This window comes from Pseudoalteromonas sp. NZS71_1 (assembly GCF_015864305.1).
Taxonomy (GTDB): domain Bacteria; phylum Pseudomonadota; class Gammaproteobacteria; order Enterobacterales; family Alteromonadaceae; genus Pseudoalteromonas; species Pseudoalteromonas arctica.
Genome location: NZ_JADYXM010000006.1, coordinates 91,309 through 113,594 on the forward strand (window position 1 = coordinate 91,309; position 22,286 = coordinate 113,594).

The following is a 22,286-nucleotide window of genomic DNA, read 5'->3' on the forward strand; positions in this document are numbered from 1 at the left end:
ATGACCATTAATTATAAATTAAACAAACCTGAGTAAACGTCTATGCTAAAAACACACAAAAAAACGCTAAGCTTAGTTGTATTAATGCTCTGTTTTAATAAAGCAGCGCTGGCACAACAACCTGAAAATACACCTTTGTTAAACACTGTAAACAGCCAAAGCAATGAGCAGTCGCCATTAATAAAGGGCGTAACACCCACACTTGTTAGTGACAATTTATTATTTTTAGAAGGCCCAACGTGGTCAAGCCAAGACAATGCGTTTTATTTTTCAGAAATGAACTTTGCTAGCTCGCAAGCACTTGGCCCTGATTCGACCATTTATAAATTAGTGCTTCCCAATACCCTCACCACTTATTTAAAACACAGTGGTACAAACGGCTTGTATGCCAAAGGAGAGAGCCTCTATACGCTTAACCATAGTACGCAATCGCTTTCTAAAATTAATATAAAAAGTAAGACCAATACCGTAATAGTCAATAAATTTGATGGGCTAAGCTTTAGCTCGCCAAACGATATGACTATGCATAAAAATGGCGATATATTTTTTACCGATCCTAATTGGCAACTAGGCGAACGCACTCAGCAAATGTCTTATACCGGTGTGTATAAGTTAAGCAATACGGGCACACTTAGTTTAATTGACGCTACGCTTGAAAAGCCCAACGGTGTTGCACTATCCCCAGATCAGCATACCCTTTATATTGGCGACTTTAGCAACCGCGTAAGCAAATACACCATTGATGAAAACGGTGATATTTCACCACGCGAAGACTTTATTAAAGTAACCTCGCCCGATGGCATAAAAGTAGACTCCGCTGGCAATATTTACGTTAGCAGCCACAAAAAAGGCGTTATTAATATTTATACGCCAGAAGGTGCATTTATCGATAAAATTGAACTGGGCCCTAATGTAACCAACCTTGCCTTTGGTGGTAAAAACCGAAAAACGTTATTAATAACTACCGCTAAGGGGTTATTTACACTTGATGTAAAAATAGCTGGTTTGGCTAATTAGCTAAATTAGTTAAATTAGTTAAATTAGTTAAATTAGTTAAGCAACTTATTAAAGAGGAAGTTAAGTTTATTAGTTAAGCACAAAAACCGGTGTAACTTGGTTACACCGGTTTTTTTTTGCTGCCTAAGCTTTTGCTGCTTAGGTATTGTTATTTTAATTAAACGTGTTGTTATAAAACTTAAAATTGCCCGATACATGCAGCATAGCTAACATATACAGCGAACCATTGTAGTAACGGTAGCTACCGGTTGGTTGCGATAAAGACCAAAACTCGTTAAAAAATTCATTTGCTTGCCCAGCATTTGTTGAAGCAAGTAACGCTACTGCATTAGCGGCTTTTTGACCTTCGCCTGCACAGCCTTTGTTTTGCGCTCCACCGTACGAATACACTTGCTCGTAACAGTTTTTACTGTTGTTTGTTTTTGCATAACTTAAAAAGCCAAGTGCTTTATTAACTGCATTTTTATGCCACGCTTGAGCACCCATTAAATGCGCATCTAAACCCACATTCATAATTACGCGCCATGCATCAAATTCATACCATTGACCTGGGTTTGCTTGGCCGTTAAAAATGTAGCCAATAACAGGGCTGCCATCTAAGCGCGATAAAAATGTAGGTAAGTTCCAATGCGGGCTACCACTTACTTTTGTAAAATGGTTTTTAAGTAAGGTTCTACTTTTTGTGGCTACTTGTCGCCAGTAATTTTTGTCTGCTTGGTTAGTTACGTTATTAGCAAAGTAGTCGTAAAACGCAGGTATATGGTAAGAAGGGTCTGTTAGGTTATCAATGTAAGGCGAAAAGCGGATTATTTGGTTTTCCATCAGCTTATTTTTAATTGTGTTTAACATGGTAATTGCATCGTTGTAGTAGTTAAACTCCCCTGAATTACCCCAACGAGCGGAGGCATTAAGTAGTGCAAAAGCAAAGTACTCTTCGCCATCCGGAGCGGGGCCTTCATCTACTTTATAAACAAAGCCGTTTTGATTAAGCTTTAGTTTCCACGCGTAAACGCCTTGTTTTTTAGCATCAGGGTGGTTGTCTGGATTTTTTTGATACGCTTTTGCAAAGCGCCATAGATTATCAAATTCTTCTTGTTTATTAAGCATGACAGCGGCGGTCATTCCCCACGATTGCCCTTCTGTTCTTATATCATCACCCTCGTCAGGGTTAATTGCTTTTATGTAGTGTGCTTTATAAACACCGTTTTCGGTGTACGGGTAGTAAAGTTGTTGAGTGTTGTTATAGCCAAACATATTGTCAAAAGTACTATTCACCTTTTGCTGTATGTTTGTTTTACCCATTTCTTGTGCGAGGTTACGGTATGCCCCTGAACTGTCGGCGCCTACACTCGATGGGTTATTATTAAATGCAGCAAGTGATTGATAGCTTATTAGTGTTAACAATAAAGTTGTTATTTTAAAAAATACTTTCATGTTTATCCTCTTTATTTGAATTATATCAGCGTGCAAATTTAATATAGTCTTTTTGACCATTTGATCAAGTGATTCTCAAAACTATTTGTTTGTTTTATAAACTAAGTGAAATGTGTGAGGTGCTTAATAAGTGTTTAAGAAGTGCTTAAAAAATATAAAAGGCCGCTTAAAAAAGCAGCCTGAATCGACATGAATTGTGCTAAAAAGCGTATCTATTAATTACTACTTTTTTAATCCTTTACCCGTTGCAGCCCAATAAATTCCGCCATAAATATGCTCGGCTAAAAACTCACTGCTATACACCGCATTAGTATGCCCAAGGGCTGTATAAAACGAGCGTCCGCCATCGTAATTGTGATACCACGAAATAGGATGAAACGCCCCCATACCCGAGCCTGTTTTGTTATTACCCCAATCGGCATTTGGGTTGTAAGTTTGCTCATCAACCGTGAGTAAGTAGTTTAATTTAGTCAGCTCTGGCCCAAACTCGTACCACTCGTCTGTCCAAAGCATCTGCTGCGGCATGTGATTTAAGCCAATAAAGTTAGTATTAGGCACTTTACTTAATACACCAGTTTGAATAACAGGATGAATATTAAAGGTACGCCCCACCAGCTTTTGATACCAAGGCCAATCGTATTCGGTATCTGATGCGCTATGAATGCCAACAAAGCCTTTGCCTGCTTTTACAAATCGCTCAAGCGCGGCTTGCTCTTTTGGGTTTAAAATATCGCCCGTGGTTGATAAAAACACTACTACATCAACATTTTTTAAGTAATCGTCGTTAAAATAATGGCTTTCTTCGTGCCAAATTAAGTTAAAAAAGTGCTTATCGGCTAAGCCTTCTAGCGCTTTAACGCCTTCGGTTTGCGACTTATGGTGCCACCCTGCGGTTTTTGTAAATACCAGCACATTAAATTGCTTTTTAGGGAGGGTATCAAACCCTGTAGCATGACTTTTTTGCACTGTTGCCGTACTCAAAACCAATACAAAAAAGCTTAATAGCCAACCTTTATATGCGAATCTAGGTAAAAAACAAGACATAGTATTCCTATTTAAAATGAACAAACATATTGGCCGTTAGCCGCCCTGTTTGTGAACACGGTGAAATATCAGTAGAGGTGTTAAGTAAACTGGTGTGCAGCAAATACCCAGGAAACACAATAAGCCTATTTGGCTTATATTCTATGTGCTTGTAGCACTCAAATTCACTGTGCTGCGTGGTGCAATAACTAGGCTTTGCATTATCTGATTCAAGGTACTTCTGAGCATATGTTAAATACGTGTTTTTGCGCTTTGAGCTTATTGTTTCAAACCCTGTTTTTTTATGTCTAAAAAATCCAGTGCCGCCGTGCGCTCCCTCTCCAAGGTAATGAATAATGGCAATTAGGTTAGGATCGTTGGTATCAAAGTGTGGCAAGGTTTGTATTGGTGATAGCTGCTGCTCCGTTTTAGTAATTAACGATAAGGTATTATCTTTTGGGCATGGGGTAAGTGTTTGCCCAATATTAAATACGTTATAAAACCCCTGTATAAGCGGCTTTAAGTAATCAACCACACATTGCTTTGGCAGCGGCATGCGTAAACCTGGGTATTGAGTGAGTTCGTCAGGCTTAAACTCTCCCTGATTTTGCGCATGATTTTCATCAGCACTTTGCGCTAAGTTTATAAGTTTTTGCGGCTCACTAAGGTAGTCGTCAATTATAATAATTGGCGTTTGCTCTTGCCCAATAAACTCATATTGCGGCTGTAAGTTATTGCCAAGTGTTAGCATAATACTTACTTAGCTTTGCAATAATGATTAATAAAATCAATGTGACTCGGTAAGCTATTTGCTTTTTTAGCCACATGATTTTTTATTGATTCTAAAAATCGTTTAAGCTCATCATCGCTCATGCTATCAACAATTGGGTGATAATTTTGCGGCATTAGCCCTTGCCCTAACATCACTTGTAACCACGATGCTTCGCCAAATAGCTCTTGCTCTGCTTTATATACATGCCCGCTTTGCTTAAATAGCTCAATGCGCTTGGCGAGTGACTCTGGTATTGGCATGTTTTTACAGTAGCGCCAAAAGTCGCTGTCGGTGCGCTGCGTCACATGGTAATGCAGCACAATAAAGTCGCGAATATTTTCGGCTTCAAAGCGCATTTTGTTATTAAAGTCATCTTGATAGCACGACTCGATTGCTTTGGTTGGCATGTTTTGCATTAATCTAATAATGCTTTGCTGAATTAAATGAATACTGGTTGACTCCAGCGGTTCAATAAAACCGCTTGCTAAGCCAATAGCCACACAGTTTTTGTTCCAATGTTTACGCCGTGTACCGGTGCGGTATTTAATAACGCGCGGCTCATTAATAGGTTTGCCTTCTACGTTATTGAGTAGCGCTATTTTTGCCTCATCATCGCTCATGTATTTACTACAAAACACTAAGCCATTACCACGGCGGCTTTGTAGGGGTATTTGCCACTGCCAACCACATTTATGTGCCATTGCACGTGTGTATGGCACAATTGGGCTTACTAATTCTGTTTGCACTGCTACTGCGCTGTCGCACGGGAGCCAATGGCTCCAATCTTCGTATCCGGTGTGTAGCGCTTGCTCTATTAATAAACCTTTAAAGCCGGTGCAATCTATAAATAAATCGCCCTCAATAATTTGCCCGTCACCTAAAGTAAGCGATTTTATAAAGCCATTGGTGGGCTCTAAATTAACTTTGCTTATCATGCCTTCTATACGTTTAGCGCCGTTTTGCTCTGCAAAATTTCGTAAAAATTTAGCGTACAAACCGGCATCTAACTGATAAGCATGGTTACGGTCTTGATTCGGTACTACGGCAAATTTACCCAAGCGACTTGCTACGTGCTCTGTGCAATAGTCGCCAATATCGGCTGCAACACCTTGTTGCATACCTTTTAGCCAAAAGTGCTGAAAACCTGCAGCCCAACAGCCTTGCCCAACATAACCAAATGAGTGAAAGTAGCTTTGCTGGTTTTGTTTCCAGCCCTCAAACGATATACCTAATTTAAACGTGGCGTTAGTGGCTGCCATAAATTCTGATTCACTAATTTTTAGTAAATCATGAAATATATGCAGCGTAGGAATAGTTGATTCCCCGACCCCTACGGTCGGTATTAAATCAGATTCAACTAAGCACACTTCAATATTTTTACCTAGTAACTTTGCCATTGCAGCGCTGCACATCCAACCGGCGGTGCCGCCACCTGCTATTACGATTTTTTTAATTGCATTTTGATTCATATTTCAAACCTTACAAGTACGCTTAGCGTCTTAATTTATTTTGTAATTCGGCTCTTAATTTACGCGCTGTAAGCTCATCCATTGGCTTTGCTAAAATAGACTGTGCAGGCGTTGGTATGTGGGTAAATTCGTTATCGGCAAATACGTAGTAATTAAACAAACGTTGCCATGCGGCGCGCTCATGCTTTGGTAAATTACGTATGTTTAAAATAGCAAGGTGCAGTGCATTAGTCGGCTGACCATAAACCGCTGGCGTATTTTTAAACCAATAATTAAACAGAATATTTAAACTGCCAAGTCCCTGTACTTGGTGCCACCACATGCTGGGTAAAATAAGCGCATCGCCCGCCTCTAAGTCAACGGTAATTGCCGCTTTTATTGCCTGTTCAAACTTAGGAAACTGCTTAAAGTTGGGTGCTGTTGTGGTGGTTAAACTTATAGGCTGACCACCTGGTGCTTTATCAAGCGGGCCGATATATAAATTATCGATTTGATCGGGGGGAAATAAAGTAAAACGCCTTTTACCTGCAACGCAACAGGCTAAATTTTGCGCTACGTCGTAATGTGCTGGCACGGTAACCTTGCCGCCTGCCCACACATTAAATAAACAGCCTTCGCTTAACGCATTAACGTGGCAGTGATCAACCAAAGCAGGTAAGCATTGTGCAATGCTAGTAGAGCCAATGTATACCGTATCTGCGTGTGGATTATTTGCAGTTTGCGTTATTTGCTCAAGCGCGTTAATAAATGGCGCTTGTTGATTAGTAAAATTAAAACCACTCATATCGGGGTTATACCCTACAACCCCATTTTGACTGGCGGCTATTGTGCAGGTATTAACTAAAAAACCTTCGTAAAACGGCGTTAAATAATCAATTGCTGCAGCATCAGATTTTTTAGCAGCAATAACGAGGGGCCATTCGCTTACAAACCCTTTTAGTACAATAGGCACAGGCGAGTTTAAAAGCTCCCTTGGTAACGTACTGGGAGTTAAACCACTGAGCGTTTGAATTTTATTTACTAAATTTGCCATAGTTAAGCACTTACACCGCGTGCTTTTGTAGCATAAGTTGCTCGTTTTTAAGCGCCACTAAATCACGTACATGTACTTGCGATGCAATGACCATATATATACACGCTAAATACCCTTGTGAGTGAAGCTCTGCAATTGCCTCGCTACCTAGCTGGTTAAGCGAGTCTTCGTTTATGGTATAAAAACCGAGTAAGTTATGTTTAAGCCCGTTTACTAAATCAAGCTCTAGCGATACCGACTCAAGCAAACCATGTTTAATTAAGGTTTTAATAAAAGGCTGATTTTCTTGAAGGCCATGATGAAGGCTGTCGAGCACGTTTATTATATTTTCGAGGTAATCACTATTCCCGCCGTGTTCTAAAAAGAGGCTAATACCCTGCTTTGTTGACACTTTTGGCGAGTCTAAATCAATACTAAGCATGCGCTCTTGCGTTGCTACACCGTTTTGCATTGTATTTTGAGTCGCAATAGCAAAAGGCAGTCGCTGCATGCTGAGCGGAATGTAGTGTGCTTGCCATTGTTGGTTTACTAAAAATAAGTTTTCGTCTTTGTTTATGCCGTATAAACACACCGCCAAAAATGTATTTGTTGCGTCATCTTTGGTAAAAAATATTGGGTAATGTGCTTGAGCGACTCTAAATTCGCTCACAAATGTTTCGCTATACCAAACCCCGTCACCTAGGTGTGTGCTGCGTGCAGGGTTTATTTTTAAATGCTGATGCTCAACATTATTTAATAATGCATGATTGGCCATGGATTGTGTGCTCCAATTGTTGTTGTGTGCCTTTACCTATTGCTACACATTAAATGTAACTAATAAGTTAAATTCATATTGACTATAACAGCTGAATATTATTATTACTAGGTTAATTTAGGCAAATAAAAAAGCCGCAAAATGCGGCTTTTATAAGGTTGCTACAAGAGTAATTTATTAAAAATTATAACGAACACCTAAACCGTAACGAGAGCCAGTTTGAGTAATGTTATAAATCAGCTCTTGCTTACGCCCGTACGATGTTACGTACTCGTCAGTAATGTTTATACCTTCAATAAATACAGTAAGTCCCTCTACTGCGGGTACTTCGTAACTTACGTTAAAGTCTATTTGGTAATACTCATCGGTGTAAATTGGTGCGGTTAAATCGCCATTTACACGACGCTCATTTAAAAACGAGTCGCGCCAGTTATACGCAATACGTGCTTGTAAGCCTTCTTTATCGTAAAAGAACACCACGTTTGCTGTATCACTTAACCCTACGAGTGCTTCTGTATCCTCTAATGAGTCGTTGTCGTATTCAAGACCTGAGTCAACCATAGTGTAGTTAAAAATACCGCCAAAACCTGACTCACCAAATAAATGCTGAATATTAAATTCAAAGCCATCAATAGTGTATTCTTGGTCGCCATTTACAGGCACGTTTATTCTAAAGTTAATTGGATCATCTGAGTCTGGGTCACCAACAATTGTGCCACCGTCTAATTCACCATCTTCATCAAAATTAGGCTGCACATTTGGATCATCAGCAAAGTTTTCAAAAATGTAATTTCTGATGTCTTCGTTAGATGCATTACCACCTAGTGCACTTGATGCAGCTCTAAATTTTTCACCATTTAATGGGTCATATAAGTTAAATATATTTGAGTCGATAGTGCCTGTAGTGATCCAATTTGTTACGTCTTTTTTAAAGTAACCAAACGAAATATAACTTCCTTCGTCGTAATACCATTCACTTGATAAATCGTAGTTAATTGATTCAAGCGGTTTAAGACCTGGATTACCAGAGCCACCCGAATAACCACTTAAACTACCACCGGTATTAATAGTTGTACCGCCTTGTAGCTGACCGTAGCCCGCTCTTGAAATAGTTTTACTCGCTGCTGCACGTATCATTACATCTTCAACAACTTCAATATTAAAGTTAATATTAGGTAGGAATTGACTGTAATCTGCCGATTGGCTTAGCGTTTCAATACCAGTAACACCGGTTACTGATGTGGCTGTATCTTCGTTCCACTCTACGCGGCTGTAACCTGGTGCGGTTGCTTTAGAAAATACGTCTGTTTTTTCGTAGCGTAAGCCAATTTGCAGGTCGAAGAACATGCCGCTCAATTCGCCTTTGTAGTTTACTTGTGCAAAAGCAGATTGCGTTTTTTCTTCAGTAAAGCGGTTTGTTGCTGCATCCCAGTCGGTTGAAGCACAAAATTGTCCTTCGCCGTTTGGTCCTGCCGCTGCGCCGTCGGCTGCTTTACAATCACCATAAAGGTTATCTACGTTGGCAATAGGATCTGCGTACTCTGCTGCATTTACAATCGCATCAAAGTCGGCAAAAAAGATTGTATTAAATAAATCGTATTCGCCTTGTGTTGCAGTGCCTTCAAAGTTACCCGCTTTAGCTTGAAACTTATCTAAAATAGTATCTTGGCGCCAATCGATATCAGCAAAGTCGCCCTCAACACCAACACCACCCCAATCTGGGCGCTGTACTTGTGTATGACGGTAATGGTTATTTACTTTATTAACTGCAACACCAAAATCAATACTTAAACTGTCGTCAAAAAAGTACTTACCTGAAATTTGCGTTTGATCGATTTCTGAATCGTATTTATCGTTTGCAAACCAGCTACCAGATAAACGCATAGTACTTGGGTTAAAGTTTTCAATATTACCAATAGCAATACCGGGTAAGTCGCCGGTTAAATCAAGCCCTGAGCGCGAACGTGTGTACGACGGTAACTGAATATTATTACGTGTACCGTGGCGTGGATCAGTTGCTTTCATTGAGGCTTTTGAACTGTGGTGATCAAACTCTAGGTTAAGCTGATCAGACACTGTCCACTCTAAATTAAAGCCTAATGAATCTGTTTTTTCTTCGCGACCCCAAGAACCTACCGTAAGCGACGTATCGCGGTAATCGGCATCACTTTGGATGTCATAAATTTCTGAGTAAATGAGTGGGTACGCGTTAGGCTCGCCCGCCCAAACAGATTCACTTCTGTCGCCAGCGTAGTTAAACCAAACTGAGGCGTCAGTGTGCTGCTCTTCAACGGTTGTTTTAAAGCCCGTGTAATCAAGGGTTGCTGTAATATTTTCAACAGGTTGATATTGAAATACCAACTGACCATTTACACGTTCACGTTGACGTTCTTCAAACACATAACGTGGTTGTTGCGGGTTTGAGTAAGTGCCTGATGTAGGTCTGTTTGCTCCGCCTTCTGCGCCTGCAGGTACACCGCCCCATCCTGTATTTGTGTAATCAGATGCTCTGTAGCCTTGATCTTGAATAAACTGCTGCATACCGCTTTCACGGTCTTGGTAGCTACCTGAAATCGAAATACCAAACTTGTCATCCCCAAATGTTTGCGAATATAAACCGCTTACCTCTGGTGTAATGCTACCCTCGTCGGTTGATTGATCGTCTACAGCTTTTACGCCAAACGATGCTTTTATACCTGGGCTATTTAAAGGTCTGTTTGTTGTTAAGTTTATAGTTGCGCCAATGCCACCTGAGGTAACACTTGCGTCTGATGTTTTATAAACTTGCACGCCCGATACGCTTTCAGATGCGACATTTGCAAAATCAAATGTGCGGTCACCTGTTGTATTTGGAAGTTGGCGGCCATTAATAGTAATTAAGTTATTAGCAGGTCCAAATCCACGTACTGTTACGCGGCTACCTTCACCGCCCGCTCTATCAATTGATACGCCGGTAATACGTTGTAGCGATTCAGCAAGATTGGTATCAGGAAATTTCCCCATATCCTCAGCCGAAATTGCATCGACAATACCAGAAGAGTCGCGTTTAACATCCATAGAGCGTTGCAATGAACCTCTAATGCCGGTTACTTGTATTATTTCTACATCTTCATCGGCAACAGTTTCGGCAGCGTAGCTTTGGTGAGGAAGCGTAACGGTACCCATTGCAGCGAGTATGGCTGTTGAAATTATCTTTTTCTTAAACATCATGATGCCTTTTTCTTATTTAATTATTATTGACGTACTGCAAGACTTTAAGAATTACTCGAAACATAATTGTAAACTATTTGTTTCATTTTACGGTCAATAAATAATTATTGTGTGTGTATGTTTTAAACGTTTTACAAAGACCACAACCAGTTTTAAACATGTGTTACTTAACTAAAAACCGTTAAATAACAGCACGTTTATGCTAATTCTTTGTGCTAATTTTTTGCTTTAAAATATTTTCATTTTGTCATATGTCCTCAGCTTCCTCTTATTTTGACCATTAACAATAAAAATTAATGGTCATATTGACTATATCTTTTTTATGCAAATAAAAGCCGTAGCGGTGCTTACGCAGATAATTTGCAATGTTTGTAACTATTTTTACTAAGCGTGTTCATATGGGCTTATTGTTTGAATTTTTCCGTTTGAGTCGTGCTCAAGCTTAGCCATTTTCATACTGCGTAAATGGGTTTGCCCGCCCGACAACGTACTGTCGTGATAAAATAAAAACCAATCACCATTGTGTTTAACAATTGAGTGATGCGTGGTCCAACCTAGTACTGGGTTTAAAATAACGCCCTGATAGGTATATGGTCCGTATGGGTTATCGCCTGTTGCGTATACAATTTTGTGCGTATCACCCGTTGAATACGAAAAGTAATAAACACCATTGTGTTTGTGTACCCAAGGGCCTTCAAAAAAGCGGCGGTTATTATCGCACACTGTAATTGGCGAGCCGCTCTCATCTAATACAACAACCTCTTTTACGTCTTCGCTTAGGCTGATCATATCTTCAGATAATTTTGCAACACGCGCAGGGATTGCAGGTTCACCATTTTTTGGATACGTGCTTTGTTCATTAAATTCGCTGGTTTGCCAATTTTGTAATTGGCCGCCCCACAAACCGCCAAAATATAAATAATGGCTTGAGTCATCATCTTCAAATACAGCTGGGTCGATACTAAACGTCCCTTGAATGTAATCATCTTCGGCTTTAAATGGACCTGTTGGACTATCACTTTTTGCAACGCCAATTCTAAAAATACCTTGCTGATCGCGCGCCGGAAAATAAAGGTAATACTGACCAAGTTTATGCGCTGCATCGGGTGCCCACATTTGCTTGCTTGCCCATTTTACGTCATCTACACAAAGTGCTACGCCATGGTCTATGGCTTTGCCTGAGCTTTCGTCAAGGGAAAACACATGGTAGTCGCGCATTGCAAAGTGGTCGCCGTTATCATTAATTTCATTTTTTGATTCAATGTCGTGCGATGGATAAATATACACTTTGCCGTTAAACACATGCGCAGACGGATCGGCGGTATACATGTGATCAACTAACACATTATGATTTTGTATTAACGAGTTGGCTCGTTGTAAGTCTTTTAACTGTTTAAGTTCAGCGTCACTTAATCCATTAGATGGGGGTGCTGCTTGTGCTGTATTTTGCATTTTTACTCCTAGTATTGCCTGCCCACTTTGCACTTTTAAAAGGTGCAAAGTGGACTGCTAAATTAGTTTATGGTTTTGTTATCAGCCAGCTGCGTTTGAATGCGCTTTACCTCAGGCTCGGTAAGTTTGTAACGTGTTATAAAAATTAAACATGCCACGGTACAAATTACTGGAATGCCAGCAAAGGCGAGTAAAATGCCTGATAACGTGTGTTCTGATTGCTCTTGATTAGGCACGTATGCATAGCCAGATAATATCCACCCTGCAATAGCACCGCCAATTGCAAAGCCTAATTTTATTGCTAATAAATGACCCGAAAACGTAACAGCGGTTAATCGGCGACCAACTTTTAATGCGCCGTAGTCAACCGTATCTGCCACCATCGAAAACATAATTGGGGTAATTATCATGTGGGCAAAGTTAGCAATAAAGTAGACGATAAAAATGGTGACTATGGCGTCGCTCTCAAGTACGTAAAACATGCTGTGAGAAATAATTACGACCACTAAAGCGACTATAAATAGTGTTTTCTTTTCAATAAATTTGGTTAAAAAGTTGGTAGACACAGCGCCCAATACTGAGCCAATTGCTGAGAGTGTTAAAAAGTTAGAAGTAAGTGAGGCTTCTCCTACGTAGTACTTAATATAATGCGGTGCTACTGAGGCTCTAACGCCAATTAATATTAATGTTGCTAGGCTTATAACGGCTATAACAACCCATTGATCGTTTTTAAATAAGCTTAAAAATTCAAGGAAAGCATTCTTTTTACTTTGCGCGGGTTTAACTTGTTTGGTTTCTTTGGTCATTTTAAAACACAGTAAAAAACAAGCCGCAGCAAGTCCGCCTAAAAACACCATGGCTAGCGGGTAACCTACTACATCGTCTCCGTCACCAAAAAAAGCAACCAGCTTAGGCAGTGCCCATACAATTACAAGTAGTGCAGCCATTGCCATTGCAAATCGATATGACTGAAGCGATGCACGCTCTTTAGGGTCGTTTGTCATTACTGCGCCAAGTGCGCCGTACGGTATATTAATGGCGGTATAACATGTCATTAAAAGTCCGTAAGTAAAGTAGGCATATATAAGCTTGCCCGTGGAATCAAAATCTGGGGTTATGAATGCTAAGCAAGCAAACACACCGTAAGGCACGGCTAAAAATAATATATATGGGCGGTAAGAGCCCCAACGGCTGCGCGTTCTATCGGCAATGCTGCCCATTATAGGGTCGGTAATACCATCAAATAAACGAACCGCTAATAATAAGGTACCCGCAGCGGCTGCAGATAAACCGTAAACATCGGTATAAAATATCAACATAAAGTTAGCGACCATTTGAAATACAATATTACTGGCTGTATCACCAAGGCCGTACCCTATTTTTTCTTTAATTGTGAGTGTGTGTTTTGTGTTGTTCATGTGTGCTCAATTTTCAATGCAAATCGATATAGTCAAAAATACTATATGCATTTTTAGCGCATGTAAACATTTATGTTACATTTTTAATTTGCTAGTAATGTATTTAATACACGACGCTAATTAGCCGTTAAATTTACTAACATACAAAGGTATTATCCGTTCAATAAAAAACCAATACCAAACCAAAATCGAATATCGGCGTGAACGCGTAAAAACAGGTACAGTTTATAAAGTGAGTAATTAAATAGATGTGATTGTTTTAAATAGGAATTATAAAAGCTTTTTATTTGCGCTTTACCCACCTTTTATATACCCTTAATAGTCTTTATAACAATATCTACGTATAGCTTTGGCTGAGTAATTTATGCACTATAAAACATCAAACATTTCTAACAACATCGACGAAGAATCGATTCCTGATGACTGCATTAGCAATCTAACCGTAGATAATATTGTATTTGCTATTCATGAAGGTAAGTTAAAGGTGTTGCTGGTTAAATATAACCGCGGCCTTGCAACAAGCCAGTGGGGTTTAATTGGTCATTGGGTTCGAAAGAATGAAAACCTAGATTCAGCCGCACTTCGTGTCGTTAAAAGTACAACCGGTGTTGAAAACCTGTATTTAGATCAGTTAGGTGCTTTTGGTAACGTAGACCGCTACCCTGCCAGACGTATTATTACCATTGTTTATTATTCGCTCGTTCGCTTTGAAGAAACCAACCTTGTGAGCGGCGACAATGCTTTAGAGTGTGAATGGTTTGATGTAAATAGTGTACCGGCTTTAATGTTTGACCATGCTGATATTTTAAAAAGCGGCTTAGACTACTTACGCTACAAAGTAAGACACGAGCCTATTGGTTTTAGCTTACTCCCTGAAAAATTCACCCTGCTTGAGCTACAAGGAATTTACGAGTCGATTTTAAATAAATCACTCGATAAACCTAACTTTAGACGTAAGTTTCAAAAAATGAACTTATTAATAAACTGCAAAGAAAAACAAACCAACGTAGCTCACAGAGCCGCAACGCTTTATCGTTTTGACATAAACGTGTACGAAAAATTAAGAGAGTTTGGTTTTACGTTTGAGTTTTAATTGCTTAAGAACCTTATTGTTTTGAGGTTTACTCTTTATGAACTAACTGCATATTGCTAAAGTGTATGCGTTACTTACAATTTATTCCCATTATCAATGCACACTAATCAAAAAGGAGCTTTTTACTTGAAACTTACGCCGCCCTAGGCAACCACTCCCTTTTTCATCAGCACGTTGCGTGCACCCTTAATCGCCATCTGCGCGAGAATCATTGTTATTTAAATAAAATACTCCCCTATACTTTGGGAAACTAACTAATTAGGTTTATTACATGTTTGATCACGTAAAAAGAGATTGGCTCTCTAATGTTCGTGGTGATGTGCTTGCTGGTATTGTTGTGGCGCTTGCCCTAATACCGGAAGCTATTGCCTTTTCTATTATTGCGGGTGTTGATCCTAAAGTGGGTTTATACGCCTCATTTTGTATTGCGGTTATTATTGCCTTTGTAGGCGGACGCCCTGGCATGATATCGGCTGCTACCGGTGCAATGGCGCTGTTAATGGTGACGCTGGTTAAAGATCATGGTCTGGAATACTTACTGGTTGCTACCTTACTTACTGGTGTACTACAAATATTTGCAGGCTTTTTAAAGCTCGGTGAATTAATGCGGTTTGTATCGCGTTCTGTTGTAACAGGGTTTGTAAATGCGCTGGCGATTTTAATATTTATGGCACAGTTACCTGAGCTTACCAATGTTACTTGGCATGTTTACGCCATGACTGCTGCAGGCTTAGGTATTATTTACTTATTCCCATACATTCCAACTATTGGCAAAATACTTCCCTCTCCTTTAGTGTGTATTGTTGTTATTACACTGGTTTCACTGTTTTTGGGTCTTGATATAAGAACCGTTGGCGACATGGGCGAACTGCCAGACACCCTACCTATATTTTTATGGCCCGATGTACCACTAACACTCGAAACACTGCAAATTGTTTTACCGTATTCAATTGGTCTTGCGGTTGTGGGCTTACTTGAATCAATGATGACCGCCACCATTGTTGATGACTTAACTGATACAACGAGCGATCGTAATAAAGAATGTAAGGGCCAAGGTATTGCTAATATTGGCGCAGGTTTATTTGGTGGTATGGCGGGTTGCGCCATGATTGGACAGTCAATCATTAACGTTAAATCGGGCGGTCGTGGACGACTTTCAACCTTTATTGCTGGTTTATTTTTAATCATCATGGTGGTGTTTTTAGATGAGTGGCTGCGTTTAATTCCTATGGCGGCATTAGTTGCAGTAATGATTATGGTGTCGATTGGTACATTCTCTTGGGCATCAGTTAAAGATTTAAAAAAGAACCCTCTTTCGTCAAACGTAGTGATGATTTCAACCGTTATTGTGGTTGTTGCCACGCATAATCTTGCCATTGGTGTTTTAGTTGGCGTATTGCTAGCTACGTTGTTTTTTGCGAACAAAATTGGTCGCTTTATGGTTGTTACAACTAAGCACGATGAAACTAAAAACCTAGTAACTTATGAAGTTGTAGGCCAGGTATTTTTTGCCTCAGCTGAGCAGTTTATAGCGTCGTTCGATTTTAAAAATGCGGTTTCTAACGTAGTAATTGATTTAACCCATGCCCACTTTTGGGATATAACCGGTGTATCGTCACTCGATAAGGTGGTTATTAAGTTTAGACGCGAAGGCGCAACAGTTAATATTGTTGGTATGAATAGCGCAACCGAAACAGTTGTTGATAAGTTTGGCGTACATAACGACCCCAAAGAAGTCGATAAACTACTTGGCGGTCATTAAGGAGAATGTAATGGAAAAAATAATTACCTGTATCGATGGCTCTGTCATTACACACGCTGTAACCGAAGCTGCTATTTGGGCTTCAAAAAAGCTAGATAAATCAATTAGCTTTATACATATGCTTGAAAAAATACAACAAACTAATGTAGGTAACTACACCGGTACAATTGGTTTAGGTGCCCAATCGGCTTTGCTTGAAGAAATGACAAAACTCGATGAACACCGTAGTAAAGTTTCTTTAAAACTAGCAGATGAATTACTCGACTCGGTTGCTGTACAAGCAAAAATTGCTCATATTCAAAACTATGAATTAATTAAACGTCACGGTGATGTAATCGACGCTATTATTGATTTTAAAGATGATACTCGCTTAATCGTTATTGGTCGAAATGGTGTTGATCATCGTGTTGATTTAAATGCACTTGGTTCACACATCGAAACGCTCGTGCGTAGCGCCTCGCAACCAATATTGCTTATTTCTAAAAAGTTTAAGCAGCCTAAATCATTTATGATTGCGTACGATGGTCGCGAAACAGCCGACAAAGCACTGCAACAAGTCATTGATGGCGGTTTATTACATGGGCTTCATTGTCATTTAGTGAGTATTAATAATAATGAGAAGAACTTAGAAGAGAAGTTTCTTAACGCTCAATTTAAACTCAGTAGTATGGGTTTTGAAGTGTCTGCAAGCTTTTTAGAGGGCAATGTTTTTGACTCGTTAATGCAATACAAAGAACAAAATAATGTAGAGTTAATTGTAATGGGTGCGTTTGGGCACTCTAAACTAAGGCAGTTTTTTGTAGGTAGTAACACCATTAAAATGCTCGAAAACAGCGATGTGCCAGTGGTTATTTTAAAGTAAGGACCATTTTTAAATAAGGATTGGTTTTAAATAAGTTTTAGAATCCCATACAAAAAGCCTAAAATCACTTAACTGATTTTAGGCTTTTTGTTTTTGGCTTAGGTTGGGTTTTAGTTTTAGTTTTAAATTTAAAGTAAGGTTTAGAGTGGCTTTACTTTTTAGCTTCAAACTTTTCAAATAAAAACTGAATAAACGACGTAACCTTTTGAGCCACAAACTTTCTATGCGGATAAATAGCAAATAAGCCAAACTCAAAGGTTTTATAACCTTGCATAACCTGTACAAGCTTACCCGATGCAATATCGTCTCTCACCACTATCTCAGGAATTAAGCCAATACCGCCACCTGCTACAACCACCTCTTTTACAGCTTGCGGATTATTAACCGAAACACGCGAGTTTACGCTTGCCGTTAATGCCTCACCACTAGGTGAAATTAAAGGCCAATGGCGACCTATTTTAAAGTTGCTATCAATCACTGTGGCGTGTTGTTCAAGCTCATCAACACTCGCTGGTGCGCCAAAGCGCTGAATATATTCGGCTGACGCACATAAAATTAAAGGGTAACTGGTAATTTGCCTCGCGATTAAATTAGAGTCAGACATACTGCCAATTCTAATTGCTAAATCAACCCCCTCTTCTAGCAAATCAATTGTTTTGTCTGAAAGCACTAAATCAATACTTAAATCAGGATATCGGCTTAGTAACTCAGGCATTAACGGCGCAAGGTTTGATTCACCAAACGACACCGGCGCACTCACCCGAAGCTTGCCGCTGGCAAGGGCTGTTTGACCCGATAAGTTATCGAGCATTTCGCTGTAGCTTTCAATTACCGGCACTACGCTTGCGTAATAACTTTGCCCCGCCTCGGTAATCGAAATTCTGCGCGTGGAACGATTAAATAATCTAACCCCTAAGTCTTGCTCTACAATGCCCACATATTTACTAACCAGCGCCTTTGAAAGCCCTAGTCTGTCGCCTGCGGCTGTAAAAGAGCCTGTTTCAACAACCGCGATGATTGTTTTAATGCCAATAATAGTATCCATGATTGTCAATATAGCATTGACATTTATTCCTTACTAGCTCGGTTTTTCAAAACTGATAATAGTGAAAGAATAGCGTTATTAAAAATCACTATTCAAATTAAAAACAGGACAACCCATGAGCAACTTAACGCTATATCGTTTTACTTTATCTGGTCATTCTCATCGTGCAGAGCTATTTACATCGCTTTTAAAGCTTGATGTAAATATGGTTGATGTGGCACTGCAAGACGGCGCACAAAAGCACGATGACTTTCTAAAAATGAATATTTTTGGACAAGTACCGGTGCTTAAAAACAACGACGACATTATTAACGATTCAAACGCTATTTTAGTGTACTTAGCACAAAAATTTGATGCTAACAGAACCTGGTACCCTGAAGATGTAACTGTTCAAGCGCATATTCAGCGCTGGTTGAGCGTTGCTGCAGGGCTTGTGGCTTCAGGTCCGTGTTCGGCGCGTTTAGTTACTGTATTTGGCGCAGAGCTTGATCATCAAAACGCGATAAACATTGCCCACACATTATTTAAAACAATGGATGCGTATTTACAAAATCGCGAGTACTTAGTAGGCACTCAGCCAACTATTGCCGACATTGCCAACTTTTCTTACATAGCGCACGCACCAGAGGGCGGCGTATCGCTTGAGCAATACCCAAATATTTTAAGATGGTTAAGCAACATTCGAAAACTTGATGGTTTTATAGCAATGCCTGAAACAAAAGCAGGTTTGTTGGCTTAGTCGTTCAAGTATTTAAGAGTGTTTTATAAGAGGCTTAATAGCCTCTTTTTTTGTTCTTGTTTAAGTGGAATCTGAAAAGCTAGTCTATAGTATTTATAATTGGCAATAGGTTTTAGAGTTTGGTATTAATAGTTAGCTATGGCTTTAGGGCTTTTATATCTAAATAATAGAACCTTGGAAACTAAACGATAAGGATGATCACCGTGCTCATTACCGCTAATAAAATTATAAAACTCTTAATAATGTGTATTACGATGTCTTTGACGTTTTTTTTATTACGTGGGTTATTCGGTGAAGACGAACTAATTTTAACTAATTTGTTCCCTTATTTACTATCCTCCGCAATTGGTATAACTTTGGTTTCTTTATACCTATATTATTTCCCTAGTCAGAAAAAAGTTAAATTTTTTTCATTTTTTATCCCTGGTATGATTTTGATGCTGTTATTAATACCAACTGGCTTATCTCAAATATGGCTAATTGATGAACTAATATTGCTCTTATGTTTTATATTCGGTGGACAAGAGCTTATAAAGACTAAAAAGTGAATGAAAATCGTTTAGTACTAAACAAGTTAACTACCCATAATAAACGTTATGCCTCTTGTAGGCTCACTTAACATCGAATTGGATCAAAGGTATATGAATAATACTGATTACTCACAATACTCAAAAGAGGAGCTTTTTGAAGCTTTAGGAAGCATTGACTATGAGTTGTATGCTTCTAATGCGCTTAACGCTTATAGTATGCTTTTAACTAAGTTTGATGTAAGCGATAACGAAATAACAAAGCGATATAGTGGCGATAGCCTAATAGCTTCAATTTTCAAATTATGCTTATTCCCTCTTGCTAATAATTCTTCATCTTCAAGTACGGATTTAAGAAATAAAATTGCTACGATCAAAATCGCACATGAAGAAGCCTGTTCATAACCACAAATGTTTTACTAACCCATCGAAATTTAAGTAGCTTGAGGGCTACAGCTCTAAATCAAGTTCATCAACGCCTTTAGCCGGTACGGCGCAGCAAATCAGCGCCTGCCCTACCTCTACTGGATAACTTACGTTATTGCGATAAACCACAGCACCTGCGTTTATTTTTACGGCGCAACTGCCGCAGCTGCCGTTTCGACAACCAAACTCAGGTTCTAAACCATGAGCTTCGGCTACATTAAGTATAGTGTTGTCGCCTTTATTCCAGCGCTGTTCAAAGCCCGATTTACTAAATTTAATTACAGTGTTGTCTGCTTCCTCAACACTAATCTCTTTGGTTTTATTAGGTGCTTCGTTTGTGTTAAGCACTTTGCGCTTAATACTGGAGGGTCCAAATGCTTCCGCAAATATGTTTTTGTCCTGCACACCGAGCAATAACAGCTCGTTATATACGTGTTGCATAAACGCAGCAGGTCCGCATAAAAAGAACTCGTAATCATCAAGTGGTAAATAATACCTAAACACATCCGCATTTATGCGCCCTTTTAAATTAAAGCTCTGATCTTTTAAATTAAAGCTATTATCTTTTAAATCAAAAATGTCGTCTTGTTTTTCATTAAGCTCAGACTGCGATAAAAGTGAGTAGTAATCAATTGCCCCGCCGCTCGTATCTGCTAGTGCTTTTAACTCGTTATAAAAAGCACGCTGCTGTTTATTTTTAGCACTGTGGAAAATATGCAGGGGGCGTGTATAGCGGGTTCTTAACCCTTCATTGGCAATGTGTTTAGCCATTGAAATCATAGGTGTAATGCCTATTCCGCCACCAATGAGTACCGCAGGCTTGGTACTAGTCGGGTCAATAAAAAACTGCCCTTGTGGGTATTTAGCTAAAATAACGTCGCCTACTTTTACGTTATTATGAAAGTAGTTAGACACCTCGCCACTGAGTTCTTTTTTAATCGATAACCGATAAAATAGTTCATGAGGGCTCGATGACACGGTGTAGGTTCTAATAACGACTTTGCTATTACTGTTATTGCTATTACCACTACTTTTACTTGGTATTTGTACGGTTAAGTGCTGCCCAGCTTTAAACGGTAGCAAGGTTGTATTGTTATGCCCTTCTAAATAAAATGATGTAATTACATCACTTTCTTTCGTTATTTTAGTTACTTTTAAAGGCTGCCAAGTATGTTTTAGTTTTTCGGCTTGTTTGTTTTTATCAGCCTCAAGCCACGTGCCCGTCATTTTAGTGTTAGGGGAATAAGCATCAAATTTAGCACTAAACGGGAGTAAGTTTTTAAGCCACATTCCTTTAGTGAGGGTAAATTTCCAGCCTCGGTCTGCGCCAATAAAGCCTTCAAGCTCTGGGTGCCCGTCCCATAAAATTTCAACGCTGCCGGTAAGCATTAATACATTACCCGTGTCAAAATCAGGAAATAACAAACCTGCTTTTGGGTTTAATAAAAAGTTACCCAAGGTATTAAAAAAATTGTTACCTGCGTAATCAGGAATCGTTAATGTATTGCCTTTTCGCTTTACAAAGCCCGGCAACCCACCACGGTGAGAAACATCAACACCTTCAATTTTTGGATTGTTTTTTGCGGTTATAAAACTCGATACAAAAAATGTATCGGTTGTGTCAATTAACACACTAGCTGCGTTATCAAGTGTATTAAATTCAACTTTTTGTACTGCACTACTTTTAACTAAAGGATCTCTATTAAACGTTAAGTCGCGCGTTTGAATATACTGTGGGCAATTTCCAAAGGATTGATCAACATTAAAACTCACCTGATTATCGTCAATTGCCTCACCTACGCGCACATTTAAACGGTTACGCCTACGCGTGCCCAGCTCAATGCCTAATAAACCAATTGGCGAGCCGACAATATTTAACGTGTTATGTAAGGGGTCGTTTTTATCAACCGCGTGCTTCATTAATAACGACGTAGGAGTTGGGGTGCTTAAAAAGCCTGACTGTCCTGAAACAATAGATACCCACGGATTAGCATTTTCATCAACACTGCCTGCAACCACAAATGGTAACTGCTCAAAAAAGGCTTGATGCTGCTTTGGCATAAATGAGCGCACGGCACGTTTGCCAAATGTTTCCATTATTTCTCGTTTACCGAGTTTGTCTTGTATTGCCAGCTCGCCTTCGTGAAAAGGTGAAGCATCTATTGAGTTTGTATTTATCATTTTGCTCGTAATTCGTGTGCGTATTTCATGGGATAAATTTAACCCAATACACAATGAATGATAATGGGT

At 39.4% G+C, this 22,286-nt stretch carries 17 protein-coding genes; 6 read left to right on the forward strand and 11 right to left on the reverse strand.

Translation table 11 applies throughout. From position 1 onward, the window contains the following. Positions 1 to 42 precede the first annotated feature (42 nt). A complete protein-coding gene (locus tag I6F43_RS11070; protein WP_197102299.1) occupies positions 43 to 1,017 on the forward strand; it encodes an SMP-30/gluconolactonase/LRE family protein in 975 nt (324 codons plus the stop codon). A 153-nt stretch (positions 1,018 to 1,170) separates the two neighbouring features. Here the strand turns inward: I6F43_RS11070 and I6F43_RS11075 are convergent, their stop codons facing one another. The 9 genes from I6F43_RS11075 to I6F43_RS11115 all read right to left on the reverse strand — a co-directional run bounded on the left by I6F43_RS11075 (position 1,171) and on the right by I6F43_RS11115 (position 13,582). Beyond that, positions 1,171 to 2,451 carry a glycosyl hydrolase family 8 gene (locus tag I6F43_RS11075; protein ID WP_197102301.1) on the reverse strand — a complete coding sequence of 427 codons (1,281 nt, stop codon included), beginning with the start codon at positions 2,449 to 2,451 and terminating at the stop codon, positions 1,171 to 1,173. Between the two features lie 222 nt (positions 2,452 to 2,673). Further along, positions 2,674 to 3,495 (reverse strand): ThuA domain-containing protein, encoded by an 822-nt coding sequence (locus I6F43_RS11080; protein WP_197102303.1) that lies wholly within the window; start codon positions 3,493 to 3,495, stop codon positions 2,674 to 2,676. A 7-nt stretch (positions 3,496 to 3,502) separates the two neighbouring features. Next, on the reverse strand, positions 3,503 to 4,225 hold the full coding sequence (locus I6F43_RS11085) for a DUF6445 family protein (RefSeq protein WP_197102305.1): 723 nt from the start codon (positions 4,223 to 4,225) through the stop codon (positions 3,503 to 3,505). 5 nt (positions 4,226 to 4,230) lie between these two features. Then, a complete protein-coding gene (locus I6F43_RS11090; protein WP_197102307.1) occupies positions 4,231 to 5,715 on the reverse strand; it encodes a tryptophan halogenase family protein in 1,485 nt (494 codons plus the stop codon). 22 nt (positions 5,716 to 5,737) lie between these two features. Further along, complete coding sequence (locus I6F43_RS11095) at positions 5,738 to 6,748, reverse strand: cupin-like domain-containing protein (RefSeq protein WP_197102309.1); 1,011 nt, start codon at positions 6,746 to 6,748, stop codon at positions 5,738 to 5,740. Between the two features lie 10 nt (positions 6,749 to 6,758). Next, the gene (locus I6F43_RS11100; RefSeq protein ID WP_197102311.1) at positions 6,759 to 7,502 is read right to left on the reverse strand and encodes a SapC family protein; all 744 of its coding nucleotides are present in this window, start codon (positions 7,500 to 7,502) and stop codon (positions 6,759 to 6,761) included. 177 nt (positions 7,503 to 7,679) lie between these two features. Next, positions 7,680 to 10,709, reverse strand: coding sequence for a TonB-dependent receptor (locus I6F43_RS11105; protein ID WP_197102313.1), 3,030 nt, complete (start codon positions 10,707 to 10,709; stop codon positions 7,680 to 7,682). 387 nt (positions 10,710 to 11,096) lie between these two features. Then, positions 11,097 to 12,164 (reverse strand): glycoside hydrolase family 43 protein, encoded by a 1,068-nt coding sequence (locus tag I6F43_RS11110; protein ID WP_197102315.1) that lies wholly within the window; start codon positions 12,162 to 12,164, stop codon positions 11,097 to 11,099. Between the two features lie 62 nt (positions 12,165 to 12,226). After that, positions 12,227 to 13,582 (reverse strand): MFS transporter, encoded by a 1,356-nt coding sequence (locus I6F43_RS11115; protein WP_197102317.1) that lies wholly within the window; start codon positions 13,580 to 13,582, stop codon positions 12,227 to 12,229. Between the two features lie 364 nt (positions 13,583 to 13,946). Between I6F43_RS11115 and I6F43_RS11120 the strand changes: the two genes are divergently transcribed. The 3 genes from I6F43_RS11120 to I6F43_RS11130 all read left to right on the forward strand — a co-directional run bounded on the left by I6F43_RS11120 (position 13,947) and on the right by I6F43_RS11130 (position 17,299). Continuing rightward, positions 13,947 to 14,675 carry an NUDIX hydrolase gene (locus I6F43_RS11120; protein WP_096793274.1) on the forward strand — a complete coding sequence of 243 codons (729 nt, stop codon included), beginning with the start codon at positions 13,947 to 13,949 and terminating at the stop codon, positions 14,673 to 14,675. 271 nt (positions 14,676 to 14,946) lie between these two features. Continuing rightward, positions 14,947 to 16,437 (forward strand): SulP family inorganic anion transporter, encoded by a 1,491-nt coding sequence (locus I6F43_RS11125; RefSeq protein WP_121954540.1) that lies wholly within the window; start codon positions 14,947 to 14,949, stop codon positions 16,435 to 16,437. Between the two features lie 10 nt (positions 16,438 to 16,447). Further along, the gene (locus I6F43_RS11130) at positions 16,448 to 17,299 is read left to right on the forward strand and encodes a universal stress protein (RefSeq protein ID WP_197102319.1); all 852 of its coding nucleotides are present in this window, start codon (positions 16,448 to 16,450) and stop codon (positions 17,297 to 17,299) included. 151 nt (positions 17,300 to 17,450) lie between these two features. Here I6F43_RS11130 and I6F43_RS11135 read toward each other — a convergent pair whose 3' ends face one another. Continuing rightward, positions 17,451 to 18,344 carry a LysR family transcriptional regulator gene (locus I6F43_RS11135; protein ID WP_197102321.1) on the reverse strand — a complete coding sequence of 298 codons (894 nt, stop codon included), beginning with the start codon at positions 18,342 to 18,344 and terminating at the stop codon, positions 17,451 to 17,453. Between the two features lie 115 nt (positions 18,345 to 18,459). Between I6F43_RS11135 and I6F43_RS11140 the strand changes: the two genes are divergently transcribed. Both I6F43_RS11140 and I6F43_RS11145 read left to right on the forward strand, forming a co-directional pair. Continuing rightward, the gene (locus I6F43_RS11140; RefSeq protein ID WP_197102322.1) at positions 18,460 to 19,083 is read left to right on the forward strand and encodes a glutathione S-transferase; all 624 of its coding nucleotides are present in this window, start codon (positions 18,460 to 18,462) and stop codon (positions 19,081 to 19,083) included. Between the two features lie 641 nt (positions 19,084 to 19,724). Then, a complete protein-coding gene (locus tag I6F43_RS11145; protein WP_149602508.1) occupies positions 19,725 to 20,015 on the forward strand; it encodes a hypothetical protein in 291 nt (96 codons plus the stop codon). A 45-nt stretch (positions 20,016 to 20,060) separates the two neighbouring features. On the opposite strand, the gene I6F43_RS11150 is transcribed toward I6F43_RS11145, so the two are convergent. Further along, positions 20,061 to 22,217, reverse strand: coding sequence for a 2Fe-2S iron-sulfur cluster-binding protein (locus tag I6F43_RS11150; RefSeq protein ID WP_197102325.1), 2,157 nt, complete (start codon positions 22,215 to 22,217; stop codon positions 20,061 to 20,063). Positions 22,218 to 22,286: the final 69 nt, after the last annotated feature.

Excerpts from the sequence above, each read along its gene's own strand:
- I6F43_RS11120 (WP_096793274.1), top strand. The coding sequence starts at position 13,947 with ATGCACTATAAAACATCAAACATTTCTAACAACATCGACGAAGAATCG.
- I6F43_RS11075 (WP_197102301.1), bottom strand. The coding sequence starts at position 2,451 with ATGAAAGTATTTTTTAAAATAACAACTTTATTGTTAACACTAATAAGC.
- I6F43_RS11115 (WP_197102317.1), bottom strand. The coding sequence starts at position 13,582 with ATGAACAACACAAAACACACACTCACAATTAAAGAAAAAATAGGGTAC.
- I6F43_RS11150 (WP_197102325.1), bottom strand. The coding sequence starts at position 22,217 with ATGATAAATACAAACTCAATAGATGCTTCACCTTTTCACGAAGGCGAG.
- I6F43_RS11105 (WP_197102313.1), bottom strand. The coding sequence starts at position 10,709 with ATGTTTAAGAAAAAGATAATTTCAACAGCCATACTCGCTGCAATGGGT.
- I6F43_RS11080 (WP_197102303.1), bottom strand. The coding sequence starts at position 3,495 with ATGTCTTGTTTTTTACCTAGATTCGCATATAAAGGTTGGCTATTAAGC.
- I6F43_RS11085 (WP_197102305.1), bottom strand. The coding sequence starts at position 4,225 with ATGCTAACACTTGGCAATAACTTACAGCCGCAATATGAGTTTATTGGG.
- I6F43_RS11125 (WP_121954540.1), top strand. The coding sequence starts at position 14,947 with ATGTTTGATCACGTAAAAAGAGATTGGCTCTCTAATGTTCGTGGTGAT.
- I6F43_RS11095 (WP_197102309.1), bottom strand. The coding sequence starts at position 6,748 with ATGGCAAATTTAGTAAATAAAATTCAAACGCTCAGTGGTTTAACTCCC.
- I6F43_RS11090 (WP_197102307.1), bottom strand. The coding sequence starts at position 5,715 with ATGAATCAAAATGCAATTAAAAAAATCGTAATAGCAGGTGGCGGCACC.
- I6F43_RS11070 (WP_197102299.1), top strand. The coding sequence starts at position 43 with ATGCTAAAAACACACAAAAAAACGCTAAGCTTAGTTGTATTAATGCTC.
- I6F43_RS11145 (WP_149602508.1), top strand. The coding sequence starts at position 19,725 with ATGAATAATACTGATTACTCACAATACTCAAAAGAGGAGCTTTTTGAA.
- I6F43_RS11135 (WP_197102321.1), bottom strand. The coding sequence starts at position 18,344 with ATGGATACTATTATTGGCATTAAAACAATCATCGCGGTTGTTGAAACA.
- I6F43_RS11130 (WP_197102319.1), top strand. The coding sequence starts at position 16,448 with ATGGAAAAAATAATTACCTGTATCGATGGCTCTGTCATTACACACGCT.
- I6F43_RS11140 (WP_197102322.1), top strand. The coding sequence starts at position 18,460 with ATGAGCAACTTAACGCTATATCGTTTTACTTTATCTGGTCATTCTCAT.
- I6F43_RS11110 (WP_197102315.1), bottom strand. The coding sequence starts at position 12,164 with ATGCAAAATACAGCACAAGCAGCACCCCCATCTAATGGATTAAGTGAC.
- I6F43_RS11100 (WP_197102311.1), bottom strand. The coding sequence starts at position 7,502 with ATGGCCAATCATGCATTATTAAATAATGTTGAGCATCAGCATTTAAAA.